Source organism: Enterobacter cloacae complex sp. IR5402, assembly GCF_049238125.1.
Lineage (GTDB): Bacteria > Pseudomonadota > Gammaproteobacteria > Enterobacterales > Enterobacteriaceae > Enterobacter > Enterobacter hormaechei_C.
Genome location: NZ_JBMKHO010000019.1, coordinates 23,483 through 39,083 on the forward strand (window position 1 = coordinate 23,483; position 15,601 = coordinate 39,083).

Genomic DNA, 15,601 nt, shown 5'->3' on the forward strand with positions numbered 1-15,601 from the left:
TCCGCAATGCGGAGGTTTCGCCTTTCTGGATGGGGCTATAAGCCGTTATCAGAAAGCGGAGGTATCCTGGAACAGACCCACTTTCAGGTCGTTCGCGGTATAGATCAGGCGACCATCTACCAGCACTTCACCGTCCGCCAGGCCCATAATCAGGCGGCGGTTAACGATGCGTTTGAAATGGATACGGTAGGTGACTTTCTTCGCGGTAGGCAGAACCTGACCGGTGAATTTCACTTCGCCTACGCCCAGCGCACGGCCTTTGCCTTCACCGCCAAGCCAGCCCAGATAGAAGCCAACCAGCTGCCACATGGCATCGAGGCCCAGGCAGCCAGGCATTACCGGATCGCCAATAAAGTGGCAACCGAAGAACCACAGGTCCGGGTTGATATCAAGTTCTGCTTCTACGTAACCCTTATCAAAGTTGCCGCCGGTTTCGGTCATTTTCACGACACGGTCCATCATCAGCATATTTGGGGCTGGTAACTGCGGGCCTTTCGCGCCAAACAGTTCACCGCGACCAGAGGCAAGAAGGTCTTCTTTAGTATAGGATTCGCGTTTATCTACCATGTTCTCAGTAAGCCTTATTTTAGTGAAGGACGCAGGATAGCTAACACGTGTACGCTGAACAAGTCCGATCAGTTCGCACTAAACCAACTTAACCAGCGTAACGGCCACGGATAACGATGACGAGCATCCTGCTGTGTCGCCTGAGCTATACGTTCCTGAATGGTCTGCATCAGGGTTGTCTGGCCTTCGCCGTCCCAGACCAGGTTTGTCAGTAAGGGTAGTGCATCCTCAACCCCTTCGATGGCCCAGACGGTGAATTGTTCCTGCTCTACCGCATCCAGAATCGCCTGGCTCAGGCTCAAATGGCGAGCGTTAGGTGCCGGAATAATCACGCCCTGTTTGCCGTTTAAACCGCGCTGCTGGCAGATTGCGAAGAAGCCTTCGATTTTCTCATTCAGTCCGCCCACCGGTTGGGCACGGCCAAACTGATCCACGGACCCGGTAATCGCAATATTCTGGTTAATCGGCACGTCTGCAAGCGCGCTGATCACGGCACACAGCTCCGCCATTGAGGCGCTGTCGCCGTCGACTTCACTGTAGGACTGCTCAAAGGTCAACGAGGCAGAGAAGGGGATCTGCTGCTCGAGCTGAAGTTCAGACATCAGGAACGCCTGCATGATCATCATGCCTTTGGCATGAATGTTTCCGCCCAGTTCGGCCTTGCGTTCGATATCGGTAAATTCGCCGTCACCAATGTGTACGACACAGCTGATACGGGAAGGCTCACCAAAGGCGCGCGGGTGTCCGGGGAACTCGATGACGGACAAGGCGTTGATTTGCCCGATACGTTCGCCTTCGGTCTCCACCAGAATCTGTTCCAGCAGAATTTCATCCTGCATACGGTCAGCAAGATAACCTTCACGCCATTCACGCTGGGCCAGCATCTGGCTAAGCTGCTCACCGGTAAACGGACCGTTACCGCTGATAACCCCCACTTCACGCAGCTGTTTACCGATCCAGAGCGGGCAGAGCGGCAGGGTTTCCTGATCGCCAGTGTAGCGTACGGCCTCGCGGATTAAGCCCGGCCACGCATCCTCGGCAGGCGAGGGCAGTGCGAAACGTTCCGCCACGGCCATAACCCACTGACACCACTGCGCCATGTCATCGGCATCGGCGATCTGAATATTATCTTCAAATTCGCTATAGACAGCCTGCTCCGCGAGTTCTGGCTCCATTTCCTGGAAATCAGCCAGAGATTCACGGTCGCCCGTCAGCACGACGGTCAGCGACAGCGGCATAGACGGAATGGATACAGGCAGCGGACGCGAATCGTCGTAGCCTACCCAGTCAAAACGTTGCTGCGTCACCACCGTTTTCAGGCGCATCCACAGCAGAGGCTGAGCAAGCAGGGTGCGAAGGGAAATGAGCAACACGCCGCCATTCGCGCGGTGTACCAGCCCCGGTTGCAGTGACACATCGCCATTGAACTGACGAAGGCAGCCGAACAGCTGTTCTGCTTCCACCCAGTTGGCGGTGATCACCTCGCCTTTTGCAGCGAACTGTCCGTCTGCCTGCGTGGCAGGTTCGTACGTCACGTCACGTCCGGCAATATGATACTGGCCACCAAAAACGGCATTCGTTTTTGGCTGCAACTGGCGCATGGCATCACCGAGAAGCGTCAGATACTCGGCTTCTTCCGGGGCTTTGAGCAGCATGAAAGGAGATGTAGCCCATGGGGATGACATCTGCTCCAGCGCGTAATGCAAACGCGGTTGTGTATCGCTAAGTATGAATTCGTGTTCTTTTGTGAGGTCTGGCTGTGCAAACAGCTCCTGATAGCTCTCGGTATCCGGAACCAGGTCACGCCATGCAAGTTTCGTAATGGTCAAAGTTGATGTTTTTTAGTCAGAAGTAAAACCGTGGAGTATACCGTAAGCGGCGCACTCTGCCCAATCAGGATTCGGGTTTTCGTCATGCGGATCGCCTGCGGCGTTTCACAGGATATGATTTCTTTTCAGCAGATTGCCAAAAAACTGATATTCTGAACAGAGTTACACGGTAACACTGAGATCGCAATGAAATATCAACAACTGGAAAACCTCGAAAGCGGCTGGAAATGGAAGTACCTGGTCAAAAAGCACCGTGAAGGGGAGCTGATCACCTGCTACATCGAAGCCAGCGCGGCGCAAGAAGCTGTGGATATGTTGCTGACCCTCGAAAACGAACCGGTACTGGTCAACGGCTGGATTGAGAAACACATTAATCCGGCCCTGTTAAACCGGATGAAGCAAACTATCCGTGCTCGTCGTAAACGGCATTTCAATGCCGAGCATCAGCACACCCGTAAGAAATCCATCGACCTGGAGTTTATGGTCTGGCAGCGTCTGGCCGGGCTTGCGCAACGGCGCGGGAAAACCCTGTCGGAAACGGTGGTGCAGCTGATTGAAGATGCCGAGCACAAAGAGAAGTATGCCAGCCAGATGTCGACGCTGAAGAACGATCTACAGGCACTGTTAGGTAAAAAATAAGCGTTTTGCTTTTCTTCAGATAATAAAAAACCCCGCATGGCGGGGTTTTTTTATAAGACGATAACTTATGCCGCAGGCTGAGTTACAACGTCTTTGATACCTTTAACTTCGATCTCTACGCGACGATCTGGTGCCAGGCAGTCGATCAGTGCAGCGCGTGGTTTCACGTTGTCACAGGTAGAACCGGTAACTGGGTTAGATTCGCCCATACCACGTGGGGAGATCTTGTTAGCTGGGATACCTTTAGATACCAGGTAATCAACTACAGACTGAGCACGTTTCTCAGACAGACCCTGGTTGTAAGCGTCAGAACCGATACGGTCGGTGAAGCCCAGAACCACTACAGAACCGTCTTTAGGATCCAGGTTGCTCAGCTGGGTGTACAGCTGATCCAGTGCCTGCTGACCTTCTGGTTTCAGGGTAGCTTTGTTGAAGTTGAACAGAACGTCAGACTTCAGAGTGAAGTGCTTGGTCTGTACTTCTGGCGCTGGAGCCGGAGCTGGAGCTACGACTGGCGCATCTTCCTGCTGACCGAAACGGTAAGAAACACCAACGCTCAGCATGCCGTTGTCTGGACGAACGCCAACGGTAGCACCGTCACCGATGTTGTTAACCCACTGGTATTCCAGACGGGTAGCGATGTCACGGGTCATTGCCCACTCAACGCCACCAGCGAATACTGGGGAAACACCCGTGTCGTGGTCGTCACCAGCGATGCTGTTGCTGGAGTCTGCACGCCATACCATGCCGCCCAGACGGGTGTACACGTCCAGATCGTCAGTTACTGGGTAACCCAGTTTAGCGGTCAGCTGTACGCCTTGAGCTTTGAAAGCGCCATTTACGTTGTCGCCTTTGTAAGGCATACGACCTAACCAGTCGTAACCCATTTCAAAGCCAACATACGGGTTAACCTGATAGCCACCGAACGCACCTGCACCCAGCTGGCTCTCGTGAGTAGGGCCATCGTTGTTCAGGCTGCTGTTGTACCAACCGGTGTCATGGAACTGAGACCAGCCCAGTTTACCACCTGCATACCAGGTATTATCTTTCGGAGCGGCCTGCGCTACGGTAGCGAAGCCAGCCAGTGCCACTGCAATCGCGATAGCTGTCTTTTTCATTTTTTGCGCCTCGTTATCATCCAAAATTTGCCATGAATATCTCCATCGGAGGAATCACGGTTAAATCCTTCACCGGGGGGCGTGGTCAAATATAAACCTACCGATATCTTCGGCTTAGGCCGAGCACCCCTGGCGATGTAAAGTCTACAACGTAGCTGAAAACTTACAAGTGTGAAGTCCGTCAGGCATATGAAAAAAAAAGTTCCGTATACCTAATATTTAACAATTTTTGAACGAATTTTGTGCAGTAAAATTAACGAGAACCGCGTCAGACAAGCCTTGCCGCAGTTTTGGCGCGTTGAACTTTTTTTGCATACTGCGGTCGAAAAAAATTCCAGGAAAACTCTTAAAATCACTCAATGGTACACATTTGAGTGAATTTTTAGCCCGGGATGTTGTCCTCTGCGATAGGAATCTCCACGAACTGGCCGCATGATGAAACCCATCGCGTTACCTTCTTCAGCCGCTTCAGTCAGACGCAAATGTTCCTCTTGCGACAGATCCTCAGGCAACCACCCAATCACGACGCTATAGTTCCCGGTACGCAATGCCCGGACCATCGACTCGACCGTATCGCAAGGGGAGAGTTGATTAATCTGCATCACCTTCGCTAACGGCAGCCCAGCCGACTGAACCCATTCGCGACTTAATTTTTGCTGTGGCGTCAGCCAGAGCTGCCAGCGAGACTGTTGCCCGAGCTGCTGCAAAAGCGGCAGGAGTAAGAGTTGTGTCAACAGCGGCTGGTCTTCACGGTAAACCACTTCACTGATAAGCCCTGTCGATTCACGCCCGATAGAATTCTGCGCAGCATTGCCTGCGGCAGAAGTAGAAGGTGTTAAGTGATTTGCATAGCCTGAAGTGTACATAATCATTCCAGCCCTGTAGTTACTGTATGGATATACAGTAACCCCTGTATGCATAAAGATCAACCTCATTTTCGGAAAGCGACTCGCAAATTTCATCCATTCCTGGTGAACATGAAAAAATCATCTTGCCCAACGGCAATAAGTTGCCTATTTTCCTGCTAACGGATCCGTTAGTAAGAAATATCGTGGTTACTGTATGATTTTTAATGGAATTATCATGAAAAAGATATCTTATGAGCGGATTTATCAATCTCAAGAATACCTCTCTCCGCTGGGCGAAATTCATCATCGCGCCCTGTTTGGCGGTTATATCCTGGCCGTGGATGAAGCGGTGTTCGCGATGGTGTCTGACGGCGAGCTGTACCTTCGCGCCTGTGAGCAAAGTGCAAAATACTGTGTAAAAAACGCTTCCTCTTTTCTGACCCTGATGAAACGAGGACGCCCAGTGCTGCTTAATTACTACCGTGTGGACGAAGGTCTGTGGCAAAACAGGGAAAAACTGCTTCAGCTCTCCTCGTTTGCGCTCGATGCCGCCAGGAAAGAGCGCTACCAGCGCCATCAGCGTAACCGGCTTAAAGATCTGCCGAACCTGACCTTTCAGATTGAGGTCCTGCTTATGGAGGCGGGCATTACCAATGAAGAGACGCTACGACAGTTGGGGGCGAAGACGAGCTGGCTGAAAATGCGCTCGAAGAATAAAGCGCTGAGTATCCGGGTATTGTTCGCGCTTGAAGGCGCGATTGAAGGGTTACATGAAGCGGCACTCCCGGCGGATATTCGCCGGGAGCTTACGGAGTGGTTTAATGCGCTGCCTGAGTCGCAGGGCCATCATTCCGCCAGGTAGCGATCTGCTGTCGCAGCCGACAAATTTCCGGCAGCAAAGCGATAAGCAGGCCAATTTGCTGAAGGACCAGTGGAGCTTTGTTGTCGGTGCCTGGATCAAGGTGTGCGATACGTTGCACCAGTTCATCCAGTGCCTGGTGAACCCGTGGCTCATCCGCAGGTTGATGATGAAGCGCATCATCAACGTAGCAAACGGCGTCGTCCAGCAGCGCCAGGATGCCCGGATTCGTCAGTTTCTCTCGGTGGGCGCCAAGGGTAGAGATATAGCTGGTGAACGTGTGGTTCAGACACAGCAGGCGGAAAGCTGTCTCCCGGATTTCTGCCGTAGCGCGCGGCTCAGTTGACATATTCGAGACAACGGAAGCCAGCTCTGCGTCAGTGTTATGCGCATCGCGACGGGCAATCCGATAGGCCAGACGGTTATCGCGACCCTGATGGTATTGCTCAAGAATAGCATCCAGGTAGCGGCAGTTGGCGTTCATTGCTCTGTCGGACACCCGCGGTAAATTTCGGAAACGCCAGTCAGGCCAGATAAAACTCACCGCCGCCCAGGCGATGGCGCAGCCGATTAGCGTGTCGATTACGCGCGGGAGGGCCACCTCAAAGCCTTCACCCAGCAGATTGAAGCAGAGCAGCACCAGCAGCGTGATGAACATCGTGGCGTGGGCGTACTGCACATTGCGGAAGGCGAAAAACAGTACACCGGTAATCACAATCAGGATCAGTTGCCCTTCTACGGATGGCACAAAGTAGAGCACCGGCAGCCCGATGGCGACCCCGACTAATGTCCCGACAATACGCAGCGCGAGCCGATGGCGGGTAGCGTTATAGTTCGGCTGGCAGACAAACAGGCTGGTCAGCAGGATCCAGTAACCGTGGTGCAATCCTGTTATCTGGATAAACGCGTAGCCGACGCACAGTACCAGCGACATCCTTACCGCATGGCGAAAGAGGGCGGATTCCGGCGTAAAATGACGACTCAGGCGCAGCCACATATCGCTGAAACCGTTGAGACTGTCGTCGGCAAGCTGGTTGTCAGCGTCATTGCCCGGCATCGCCATCGCCTGTTCAGACTCAATGGTGGCGAGCTGAGCATCAATGGCTCTCAGGTTGTTGAGCAGGAATCCCAGGGCTTTGAACTGTTCCGGTGATGTCCCACTGGCCTGAACGCGATCGAGCGCCGCATCCAGGTGGCTGAATGCGCGTTCAAAGCGCGGATCGTGCTGATAGGGCGTGCGCAGCAGTATTGAGCGCGCAAGTTGCTGGCAGGCCTGAGACTGCATCGACAGCAGGCGCTGGAAACGGAACATCACGTCGCTATAGCGGAATTTCTCGCGCAGGTCAGCGTACTGCACATGCGAGGAGCTGGCGCGCTCGTGAATATCCTGGGCGACAAAATAGTAGTGCAGTGTGCGCCGGGTACCGCGCTGACCGCGATCGCCGCGCAGACGGGTGAGCAGAGACGCTTTGGTCTGATTCAGCTTGGCGACCAGCTGGCCATTTGCCAGCGCCAGATCGTACAGGGGCGCCTGACTGTCCTCTTCAATATCCGGATCAAACAGCCGGGATTTCAGCTCCAGATAGTGGGCCAGCTGTTCGTAACTGCGGGCAATATTGTCCTGTAAGGCACGAACCGGAAAAATAAGATGCCCGGTTAAGGTCAGCAGGTTATACCAGATAGCACCCAACAGCAGCAGGACCGGTTGCTGATACCACTGCTCGTAAAGAGAGACGCCCAGCATGGTGTAAATGGCAATCAGCAGGGCGCCAAACGCGATAGTGGCGTAGCGCTGCCCGAGGCCGCCGAGCAAAATGAAGCCGCTGGTTGATACCGTCAGCCCTAAGGCAAACAGCCAGGGACACGGGAAAAGCAGCTCAACGGAGGCGGAAGCAATAAAGAAGCAGACCAGCGTGATGACCAGATTACGCAAACGACCGGCCAGGCGGTCGTCGAGATCCGCCAGCGCACCGGCCACCACCCCAAGCGTGAGGGGGATGGTGAGCTTCACATCATTCAGCCACCACGGCAGAGCGACGGTGCCGCAGAGGGCGATAAAAATCCTGACGTTATACAGCCAGTTACTGTTCCATGTATAGCGACGAAGCAGGGGGCTTAGCATGAGAGCGGCCAGTCCTTATTACTGAAAACGACGACGGGCATTGGCTTCACGCGCGGCTTGCGCGACTTCGACCGGGACAACTCGGCGTCCTACCGGCCACAGGGCGATGGTGGCAATTTTGAAATTAGCGATGCCAACCGGAATGCCAATAATCGTAATGCACTGGGCGATGCCGGCGAAAATATGCATCAGACACAGCCACCAGCCAAAGAAGATCAGCCATAAAATATTCAGCAGCGTGCCGCCGGTATTCATCAGGGCATTTTTTCTTTCCGGCTCCAGCTCATCCACGTGCACGGCTTCATTTCCATAAGGAACGAGGGACAGTTTGGTGATTTCCCAGCAGGAGCGCGTCAGCGGAAGGGTGAAGATGAGCACAATGCTCACCAGGGTGGCAAAAAGCCAGGAAAGGGTGGTGGCAAAACCGCCAAGGACAAAATTCAACACATTCAGAACGGTACGCATAAACCCTCATTTCCTTCGATATGATTAACGCCCGGTGATTGTAACGTTTTTTTGGGCTGGAGCACCTTAAAACTGGCAGTTAAACTGTCTGACAAATTATGACCTCGTGGATCCGGCAGGATATGGAACTGAAAGCAACTTCAATGGGCAAACGCCTGGCGCAGCACCCTTACGACAAGGTTGTCCTTCTCAATGCGGGAGTGAAAGTCTCCGGGGAACGCCACGAATATCTTATTCCGTTTAATCAGCTACTGGCCATTCATTGTAAACGAGGGCTGGTATGGGGGGAGCTGGAGTTCGTCTTGCCGGCAGACAAAGTGGTGCGACTCCACGGGACCGAGTGGGCGGAAACCCAACGCTTCCACTACCATCTGAATACGCGCTGGCAACAGTGGAGCCAGGAAATGAGCATGATAGCCGCACAGGTGCTGCAACAGGTGCTGGACGATATCGCGCTAAGCAATACGCAGCAGAAGTGGCTGACGCGCCAGCAAACCGCCGGGCTTCAGCAAAAAATTGCCCAGGCGCTGACGGCATTGCCTTTACCGGTGGCGCGGCTTGAGGAATTTGATAACTGCCGCGACGCGTGGCGGAAGTGTCAGGCCTGGCTGAACGATATCGAGAAAAGCCGTCTGGCGCATAACCAGGCCTGGACTGAGGCGATGCTTACGCAATATGCCGATTTTTTCAGTACGGTGGAATCATCGCCCCTCAATCCTGCCCAGGCGCGCGCCGTGGTGAATGGCGAGCAGTCTCTTTTAGTGCTGGCAGGCGCCGGGAGCGGCAAAACGTCGGTGCTGGTGGCACGCGCGGGCTGGCTTCTGACAACGGGCGAGGCGGTTGCCGACCAGATTTTGCTGCTGGCCTTTGGTCGCAAGGCGGCGCAGGAGATGGATGAGCGCATTCAGGCGCGTTTGCATACCCAGGATATCTCGGCGCGCACGTTCCACTCCCTCGCTTTACACATCATTCAACAGGGCAGCAAAAAAGTCCCTGTTGTCAGCAAGCTGGAGAACGACGCTCAGGCTCGCCAGACGCTGTTTATCAAGGCATGGCGTCAGCAGTGCAGTGAAAAAAAGGCGCAGGCGAAAGGCTGGCGTCAGTGGCTTGAAGAGGAACTCAACTGGGAGGTGCCGGAGGGCAGCTTCTGGCAGGATGAAAAGCTGGCGCGCCGGCTGGCCTCTCGTCTCGACCGGTGGGTAAGCCTGATGCGCATGCACGGCGGCTCTCAGACGGAGATGATAGAAAGCGCACCGGAAGCGATCCGCGCTGTGTTTTCTAAGCGGGTTAAGCTGATGGCGCCGATGCTGAAAGCGTGGAAAACCGCGCTGAAAGACGAAAACGCGGTCGATTTTTCGGGGCTGATCCATCAGGCCATTATCATTCTGGAGAAAGGGCGCTTCGTCAGCCCGTGGAAACACATTCTGGTGGATGAGTTTCAGGATATCTCGCCGCAGCGCGCTGCGCTGCTTTCGGCGCTGCGGGCGCAGAATAAACACACGTCGCTGTTTGCCGTGGGCGATGACTGGCAGGCTATCTACCGTTTCAGCGGGGCGCAACTATCCCTCACGACAGCCTTCCACCACTATTTTGGGGAAGGCGATCGCAGCGATCTGGACACCACCTACCGCTTCAACGCGCGGATTGGCGAAATAGCCAACCGTTTTATTCAGCAGAACCCGCATCAGCTGTCGAAACCGCTTAACAGCCTGAGGTCTGGGGATAAAAAGGCCGTCACGCTGCTGGCGGACGATCAGCTGGAACCGCTGCTGGATAAACTGAGCGGCTATGCGAAACCGGATGAACGAATTCTGGTGCTGGCGCGTTACCACCACCTCAAGCCGACGGCGCTGGAAAAAGCGGCGACGCGCTGGCCAAAACTACAGCTCGATTTCATGACCATTCATGCCAGTAAAGGGCAGCAGGCCGACTACGTGATTGTGGTGGGGCTAAAAGAGGGGAGCGACGGTTTCCCGGCGCCGGCGCGGGAATCCGTGATGGAAGAGGCGTTATTACCTGTTCCGGAAGATTTCCCGGATGCAGAGGAGCGGCGTTTACTGTACGTGGCGATAACCCGCGCGCGCCATCGCGTGTGGCTCTTGTTCAACAAAGAGGAGCCGTCGGTGTTTGTCGATATTTTGAAAAGTATTGACGTGCCGGTGGCGAGAAAGCCGTAACGCGCCGGGCAAATTCTGTAGGCCCGGTAAGCGCAGCGCCACCGGGCAAAAAACTACTTCAGTCTCTCCGCAAGATAACGCTGATAATCCGGGATCAAAATCTCCACCGGATCGTTAAACTGCGGCGATTCAATGATGAAATCTGCCGTTGAAAGATTGGTGGCTACCGGAATGTTCCATACCGTCGCCAGACGCAGCAGCGCTTTAACGTCCGGATCATGCGGAACCGCATTCAGCGGATCCCAGAAGAAAATCAGAACGTCAATTTTACCTTCTGAAATCTGAGCGCCTACCTGCTGGTCACCCCCCATCGGGCCGCTCAGCATGGCATTCACTTCCAGACCGGTTTCGCGGTGGATCAGGTTGCCGGTTGTTCCCGTAGCAGAAAGGGCATGATGCTGTAAAAGAGGCTGATGGCGACGAACCCAGTTAAGCAGCATTTGTTTACAGTGATCGTGCGCAACCAGAGCAATGTGCTTGCGCGCCGGAAGTGTGCGTGTTGTCAGTTCCATAATCTTATCCGTGAGGTTACCTCGCTACACGATGACGGGAACTGACTGATGCTGCAAGAGAAAGGACAAAAAAATGTGGCTTACGACGAAGGTTGTTGTTTTGCCCATTGCAGAAAACGGGCGCGCGTGTCCGGATCGGCATTCTGGAACCAGAACTTGAGACGTTGCTCAGTAAGGGTCTGCGACTGAGGGGGGAGTACATCCAGCTCCGATACGCCCGAAAGCAGGGTACTGTCATCCGCCATCATGGTGGCGAACTGGGGCAGCGAGGCGCGCCTGCTGGCCCTGTTGTAGGTCTCGGTGTCCGCTTCATAGTCAGTTCCCTTTGGCCTTTTTGTCAGCGCCAGAATATCCAGCTTTACCGGGATGGGCATGGAATCCCCGTCCACCAGTTCAATGCGCGGCGAGGCATCAAATGCCAGTGACTCCTTTTCTGTCTCAAGGCGCGGGAGACGAAAATTGACCTGGCTGATACGCTGGGTATTAAAGCTGACCACCAGCGGAGGCGAAATGTACACCTGCTGTTCGTTGTCGGCGAAGCGAATGGTCTTTTCCACCCGAAAAACCAGCTGATGCGGGCCGTTATCCAGCTCGATGCTGTCTGCGCCCCGTAGCAGGGAACTGGAGACTTTTTTCCCGTCCAGCACCAGCAGGTCAATGTCGGTTGTGAGTCTGAGAGTAGTTGCGAAAACACAAACCGGCATGATTAACGCAACCACAGCCCAGGCAATGCCGGTTTTCATAGCAGACTCCTGTAGACAAACTACCCGGTAAGAATGTATCAAAATTTTTCGATAAACACGTTTACTAACATATAGACATATTCTGCCGTTTTGCCCTCATACTTCTGTATGGGATGCGTGGTTGAGATGTTCGCTTTGACGTACACTTTGAAAAAAACCAGGAGGAACAGCATGAAAGAGAACGACATTGTCGAGATTCTGACGACCACGCGCACTATCGCGCTGGTCGGCGCGAGCGATAAACCGGATCGCCCAAGCTATCGGGTCATGAAATACCTTCTGGACCAGGGATATCACGTGATCCCGGTCTCGCCGAAGGTGGCGGGGAAAACGCTGCTGGGTCAGCAGGGCTATGCGACGCTCGCGGACGTGCCGGAAAAGGTGGATATGGTGGACGTTTTTCGTAATTCAGAAGCGGCCTGGGGCGTGGCGCAGGAAGCGATCGCCATTGGCGCGAAAACGCTGTGGATGCAACTGGGCGTGATTAATGAGCAGGCGGCCGTGCTGGCACGCGATGCCGGGCTGAAAGTGGTGATGGATCGCTGTCCGGCAATCGATATTCCCCGTCTGGGGCTGGCAAAATAAAAAAAGCCCGTTTGACGGGCTTTTTTACACCTTTAGTTACGCAGTCTTGGTGCCTGTAACTGTTTGCGGATGGTCTGAGCAAGCTCGTCCATAGTGGGTTGTTCCGGATGCTCATCCTGTAGTTCACCACTCAGCTGCGCTTCGGCAAGATAGGTATGGACAGGCTGACCATCGTCGCCCTCCATAACCACATGATACCAGGGCGCGGCGCGAAGCTCTGCGTCAACGGCCAGATCGTCTGCTGACGGTTCATCAAGGGAATACTCCGGGTCGATATCCACGACCACACCCAAATATCCAAGCAAGGTGTGGCGGACCTGCTGGCCGATACCGAATTTGCTGGCAATCATAGTCACCTCCCGGGAAACATTACATACACACTATGTGCGGGCAATATTTCTCTTTTCAAGTTACATGACGCGACAGGCAAACCCTTTCAGATACAGCCCTTCCGGGTAGGTAGCGATCACCGGGTGATCGGCGGCCTGACGGAACTGCTCTATAAATTGTACATCACGACCCGCATCTATTGCGGCATCGGCGATGATTTTTTGGAATAAATCTGTCGTCATCAGGCCAGAGCAGGAGAACGTCAGCAGTACGCCGCCCGGGTTCAGCAGCTGGATCGCCAGCATGTTAATGTCTTTATAGCCACGGCAGGCGCCCATCAGCTGGCTTTTATTTTCTACAAACTTCGGTGGGTCCATCACGATAACGTCAAATTTCTCGCCCTGCTCGCGGTATTTACGCAGCAGTTTGAACACGTCGTCGCGCACAAACTCCGCTTTGCTCAGATCCAGCTTGTTCAGCTCAACGTTCTGTTTCGCCACATCCAGCGCTTCCTGTGAGGTGTCGACGCTCACAACCTGGGCACAGCCGCCCATCAGGGCAGAGACCGCAAAGCCGCCGGTATAAGAGAAGCAGTTCAGCACGCGCCTATCGGCAACGTACTGGCGCGTTGCCAGACGGCTGTCACGCTGGTCGAGGTAATAACCGGTCTTATGGCCGCCCTGGATATCCACCAGCAGCTTCATGCCATGCTCTTCAATAGGCAGCAGAGCAGGCGGCAGTTCGCCGGTGACCGGGCCTTGCGTCAGCTCCATGCCCTCTTTTTTACGTACCGCCACGTCGCTGCGGTCGTAAATGGCACATTCCGGGAACAGGGTTTGCAGGGCGCTAATCAGCGCGGCACGCTGGTATTCCGCCCCGGCGCTCAGCAGCTGCAACACCAGGAAATTGCCGAAGCGGTCAATGGTCACGCCCGGCAGCCCGTCGGACTCTCCGGCAATCAGACGATAGCTGTCCAGCCCGTCACGCTTTGCCAGCCACTCACGCCACTGCTGCGCCTGTTGCAGACGACGGACAAAGAAGTCGATATCGATGGCTTCTTCTTTATTGAACGTCCAGACGCGCGCGCGGATCTGAGATGCAGGCGAGTATGCGCCGCGTGCTAACCATTTCCCCTGATGGTCAACAATATCGATGGTTTCACCGAGGCTGGCTTTACCTTCCATGCGGGCAACCGCGCCGGAAAAGACCCAGGGATGACGGCGCAGTAATGACTTCTCGCGCCCTTTGGCTAACACTAAACGTACACTCATAATTTGCTATTCTGTCGATTCCAATGAAATGGCCGCCATTTTCCCGACTTCAGTGAGGAAATGCAACGCGCCAGTCGGATAAGGAGAAGGATGATGTCAAATGTTTGCACCATTGCCTGGGTCCATGGCCTTGTACAGGGCGTCGGATTCCGCTACAGCACCCAGCGCGAAGCCCTTCAGCTCGGGCTGACGGGGTATGCGCGTAACATGGATGATGGCAGCGTGGAGGTTGTGGCCTGCGGTGAGGCGGATCGGGTAGAGAAGCTGGTGGCGTGGCTGAAAGCGGGCGGACCGCGCAGTGCGCGGGTTGATAAGGTGCTAACGGAACCGCATCAACCCGGCCGGGAATACGCTGACTTCAGTATTCGCTATTAAATGCATTTTACCGGCTTTGGCAGGCCGGCGATTTTTGTCGCCTGTTTAGCCGGGCCTTTCGGAAACAGGCGATACAGATAACGGCTGTTGCCTTTCTCTTCGCCAAATTTATTCGCCATGGCTTTGACCAGCATGCGGATAGCTGGCGACGTGTTGAATTCAAGGTAAAATTCTCGCACGAAGCGCACCACTTCCCAGTGTTCCGGGGAGAGGGTAATTCCTTCGTTTTCCGCAATTTTCTCCGCCAGCGCTTCGCTCCACTGGCTGCTCTCTTTCAGATAACCGTCGTTATCGGTTTCGATCTCTTTGCCTTCAAAACTCAACATATTCATTCACGCGTTAGTCAAAAACCGCCTCAGTCTACCAAAAAAACAAAGCCCCGCATAAGCGGGGCCCTGTTCACAGCACGGTGAGTTAATCGCGGCTGGCGAAGCCCAGGATGCTCAGCAGGCTGACAAAAATGTTGTACAGCGACACATACAGGCTCACGGTGGCGCGGATATAGTTCGTCTCACCGCCGTGAATGATGTTGCTGGTTTCATACAGGATTGCGCCGGATGAAATCAGGATAAACACCGCGCTGATTGCCAGATGCAGCGCAGGCAATTGCAGGAAGATGTTCGCCAGCATACCGACCAGTACAATCACGATACCCGCCATCAGCATACCGCCAAGGAAGGACATGTCTTTACGGGTGGTCAGCACGTAGGCCGAGCAGCAGAAGAACACCAGCGCGGTACCGCCCAGCGCCATACCAATCACGTCGCCCATTCCGGCAGACAGATAGGCATTCAGGATTGGCCCCAGAATGTAGCCCAGGAAGCCGGTAAAGGCGAACGCGGAGAGAATCCCCACCGGTTTATCCGCGGTTTTGTAGGTCAGGAACATCAGACCGTACATACCCACCAGCGTCAGGATCAGGCCTGGAGAAGGCAGCATCAGTACGGTGCTGGCCGTTGCGGTGATCGCCGAAAACGCCAGCGTCAGGCTGAGCATGAAATAGGTATTGCGCAGCACCTTATGGGTGCTGAGTAGCGATGTGCGGTCGCGTGAAGAAGTAATTATACGATCCATGAGTCACTCTCTTATGACAGATGTAATTAGCGCAAAGAATAGGAAACGGCGCGGCAGACGCAAAGTGGTTTTACCCATCTTTACTCA

Annotated in this window: 17 protein-coding genes; 5 read left to right on the plus strand and 12 right to left on the minus strand. The window is 54.4% G+C overall.

The window, feature by feature from the left end; translation table 11 throughout:
- Positions 1-48: 48 nt before the first annotated feature.
- On the minus strand, positions 49-567 hold the full coding sequence (fabA, locus tag ACOTXL_RS21445; RefSeq protein WP_000227926.1) for a bifunctional 3-hydroxydecanoyl-ACP dehydratase/trans-2-decenoyl-ACP isomerase: 519 nt from the start codon (positions 565-567) through the stop codon (positions 49-51).
- Positions 568-635: 68 nt separating this feature from the next.
- Positions 636-2,396, minus strand: coding sequence for an AAA family ATPase (locus ACOTXL_RS21450; protein ID WP_032608967.1), 1,761 nt, complete (start codon positions 2,394-2,396; stop codon positions 636-638).
- Between the two features lie 186 nt (positions 2,397-2,582).
- Here ACOTXL_RS21450 and matP point away from each other — a divergent pair, with 186 nt between their 5' ends.
- Positions 2,583-3,035, plus strand: a complete 453-nt coding sequence (gene matP / locus ACOTXL_RS21455) for a macrodomain Ter protein MatP (RefSeq protein WP_003858158.1) — start codon at positions 2,583-2,585, stop codon at positions 3,033-3,035.
- Positions 3,036-3,100: 65 nt separating this feature from the next.
- Here matP and ompA read toward each other — a convergent pair whose 3' ends face one another.
- On the minus strand, positions 3,101-4,153 hold the full coding sequence (gene ompA / locus ACOTXL_RS21460) for a porin OmpA (protein WP_017694761.1): 1,053 nt from the start codon (positions 4,151-4,153) through the stop codon (positions 3,101-3,103).
- Positions 4,154-4,509: 356 nt separating this feature from the next.
- Positions 4,510-5,019, minus strand: a complete 510-nt coding sequence (gene sulA / locus ACOTXL_RS21465; protein WP_032610196.1) for an SOS-induced cell division inhibitor SulA — start codon at positions 5,017-5,019, stop codon at positions 4,510-4,512.
- Positions 5,020-5,236: 217 nt separating this feature from the next.
- Here sulA and ACOTXL_RS21470 point away from each other — a divergent pair, with 217 nt between their 5' ends.
- Positions 5,237-5,863, plus strand: coding sequence for a TfoX/Sxy family DNA transformation protein (locus ACOTXL_RS21470; RefSeq protein WP_045350157.1), 627 nt, complete (start codon positions 5,237-5,239; stop codon positions 5,861-5,863).
- Here ACOTXL_RS21470 and yccS read toward each other — a convergent pair.
- On the minus strand, positions 5,820-7,982 hold the full coding sequence (yccS, locus tag ACOTXL_RS21475; protein WP_045345689.1) for a YccS family putative transporter: 2,163 nt from the start codon (positions 7,980-7,982) through the stop codon (positions 5,820-5,822). The two genes, ACOTXL_RS21470 and yccS, sit on opposite strands and share 44 nt — an antisense overlap.
- A gap of 18 nt (positions 7,983-8,000) precedes the next feature.
- Positions 8,001-8,447, minus strand: a complete 447-nt coding sequence (locus ACOTXL_RS21480) for a YccF domain-containing protein (protein WP_003858149.1) — start codon at positions 8,445-8,447, stop codon at positions 8,001-8,003.
- 122 nt (positions 8,448-8,569) lie between these two features.
- Here ACOTXL_RS21480 and helD point away from each other — a divergent pair, with 122 nt between their 5' ends.
- On the plus strand, positions 8,570-10,624 hold the full coding sequence (gene helD / locus ACOTXL_RS21485) for a DNA helicase IV (protein ID WP_045345690.1): 2,055 nt from the start codon (positions 8,570-8,572) through the stop codon (positions 10,622-10,624).
- Between the two features lie 53 nt (positions 10,625-10,677).
- Here helD and mgsA read toward each other — a convergent pair whose 3' ends face one another.
- Positions 10,678-11,136, minus strand: coding sequence for a methylglyoxal synthase (mgsA, locus tag ACOTXL_RS21490; RefSeq protein WP_003858146.1), 459 nt, complete (start codon positions 11,134-11,136; stop codon positions 10,678-10,680).
- A gap of 80 nt (positions 11,137-11,216) precedes the next feature.
- Positions 11,217-11,879 carry a curli synthesis inhibitor gene (gene csgI, locus ACOTXL_RS21495; RefSeq protein ID WP_032608970.1) on the minus strand — a complete coding sequence of 221 codons (663 nt, stop codon included), beginning with the start codon at positions 11,877-11,879 and terminating at the stop codon, positions 11,217-11,219.
- Between the two features lie 171 nt (positions 11,880-12,050).
- Between csgI and ACOTXL_RS21500 the strand changes: the two genes are divergently transcribed.
- A complete protein-coding gene (locus tag ACOTXL_RS21500; protein WP_003858138.1) occupies positions 12,051-12,464 on the plus strand; it encodes a CoA-binding protein in 414 nt (137 codons plus the stop codon).
- A 32-nt stretch (positions 12,465-12,496) separates the two neighbouring features.
- Here ACOTXL_RS21500 and hspQ read toward each other — a convergent pair whose 3' ends face one another.
- Both hspQ and rlmI read right to left on the minus strand, forming a co-directional pair.
- Complete coding sequence (hspQ, locus tag ACOTXL_RS21505) at positions 12,497-12,814, minus strand: heat shock protein HspQ (RefSeq protein ID WP_003858136.1); 318 nt, start codon at positions 12,812-12,814, stop codon at positions 12,497-12,499.
- Positions 12,815-12,874: 60 nt separating this feature from the next.
- Positions 12,875-14,065 (minus strand): 23S rRNA (cytosine(1962)-C(5))-methyltransferase RlmI, encoded by a 1,191-nt coding sequence (gene rlmI, locus ACOTXL_RS21510; protein WP_045350155.1) that lies wholly within the window; start codon positions 14,063-14,065, stop codon positions 12,875-12,877.
- Between the two features lie 93 nt (positions 14,066-14,158).
- Between rlmI and yccX the strand changes: the two genes are divergently transcribed.
- Positions 14,159-14,440 carry an acylphosphatase gene (gene yccX / locus ACOTXL_RS21515; protein ID WP_003858131.1) on the plus strand — a complete coding sequence of 94 codons (282 nt, stop codon included), beginning with the start codon at positions 14,159-14,161 and terminating at the stop codon, positions 14,438-14,440.
- Here yccX and tusE read toward each other — a convergent pair.
- On the minus strand, positions 14,437-14,766 hold the full coding sequence (tusE, locus tag ACOTXL_RS21520) for a sulfurtransferase TusE (RefSeq protein WP_003858129.1): 330 nt from the start codon (positions 14,764-14,766) through the stop codon (positions 14,437-14,439). The genes yccX and tusE overlap by 4 nt on opposite strands.
- 88 nt (positions 14,767-14,854) lie before the next feature.
- On the minus strand, positions 14,855-15,514 hold the full coding sequence (gene yccA / locus ACOTXL_RS21525) for an FtsH protease modulator YccA (protein WP_003858127.1): 660 nt from the start codon (positions 15,512-15,514) through the stop codon (positions 14,855-14,857).
- Positions 15,515-15,601 lie beyond the last annotated feature (87 nt).

What these genes read in the sequence shown, in the direction of transcription:
- ompA (WP_017694761.1), bottom strand. Translation starts at nt 4,153, where the DNA reads ATGAAAAAGACAGCTATCGCGATTGCAGTGGCACTGGCTGGCTTCGCT.
- yccS (WP_045345689.1), bottom strand. Translation starts at nt 7,982, where the DNA reads ATGCTAAGCCCCCTGCTTCGTCGCTATACATGGAACAGTAACTGGCTG.
- sulA (WP_032610196.1), bottom strand. Translation starts at nt 5,019, where the DNA reads ATGTACACTTCAGGCTATGCAAATCACTTAACACCTTCTACTTCTGCC.
- fabA (WP_000227926.1), bottom strand. Translation starts at nt 567, where the DNA reads ATGGTAGATAAACGCGAATCCTATACTAAAGAAGACCTTCTTGCCTCT.
- hspQ (WP_003858136.1), bottom strand. Translation starts at nt 12,814, where the DNA reads ATGATTGCCAGCAAATTCGGTATCGGCCAGCAGGTCCGCCACACCTTG.
- rlmI (WP_045350155.1), bottom strand. Translation starts at nt 14,065, where the DNA reads ATGAGTGTACGTTTAGTGTTAGCCAAAGGGCGCGAGAAGTCATTACTG.
- tusE (WP_003858129.1), bottom strand. Translation starts at nt 14,766, where the DNA reads ATGTTGAGTTTTGAAGGCAAAGAGATCGAAACCGATAACGACGGTTAT.
- yccX (WP_003858131.1), top strand. Translation starts at nt 14,159, where the DNA reads ATGTCAAATGTTTGCACCATTGCCTGGGTCCATGGCCTTGTACAGGGC.
- yccA (WP_003858127.1), bottom strand. Translation starts at nt 15,514, where the DNA reads ATGGATCGTATAATTACTTCTTCACGCGACCGCACATCGCTACTCAGC.
- mgsA (WP_003858146.1), bottom strand. Translation starts at nt 11,136, where the DNA reads ATGGAACTGACAACACGCACACTTCCGGCGCGCAAGCACATTGCTCTG.
- ACOTXL_RS21500 (WP_003858138.1), top strand. Translation starts at nt 12,051, where the DNA reads ATGAAAGAGAACGACATTGTCGAGATTCTGACGACCACGCGCACTATC.
- csgI (WP_032608970.1), bottom strand. Translation starts at nt 11,879, where the DNA reads ATGAAAACCGGCATTGCCTGGGCTGTGGTTGCGTTAATCATGCCGGTT.
- helD (WP_045345690.1), top strand. Translation starts at nt 8,570, where the DNA reads ATGGAACTGAAAGCAACTTCAATGGGCAAACGCCTGGCGCAGCACCCT.
- matP (WP_003858158.1), top strand. Translation starts at nt 2,583, where the DNA reads ATGAAATATCAACAACTGGAAAACCTCGAAAGCGGCTGGAAATGGAAG.
- ACOTXL_RS21470 (WP_045350157.1), top strand. Translation starts at nt 5,237, where the DNA reads ATGAAAAAGATATCTTATGAGCGGATTTATCAATCTCAAGAATACCTC.
- ACOTXL_RS21480 (WP_003858149.1), bottom strand. Translation starts at nt 8,447, where the DNA reads ATGCGTACCGTTCTGAATGTGTTGAATTTTGTCCTTGGCGGTTTTGCC.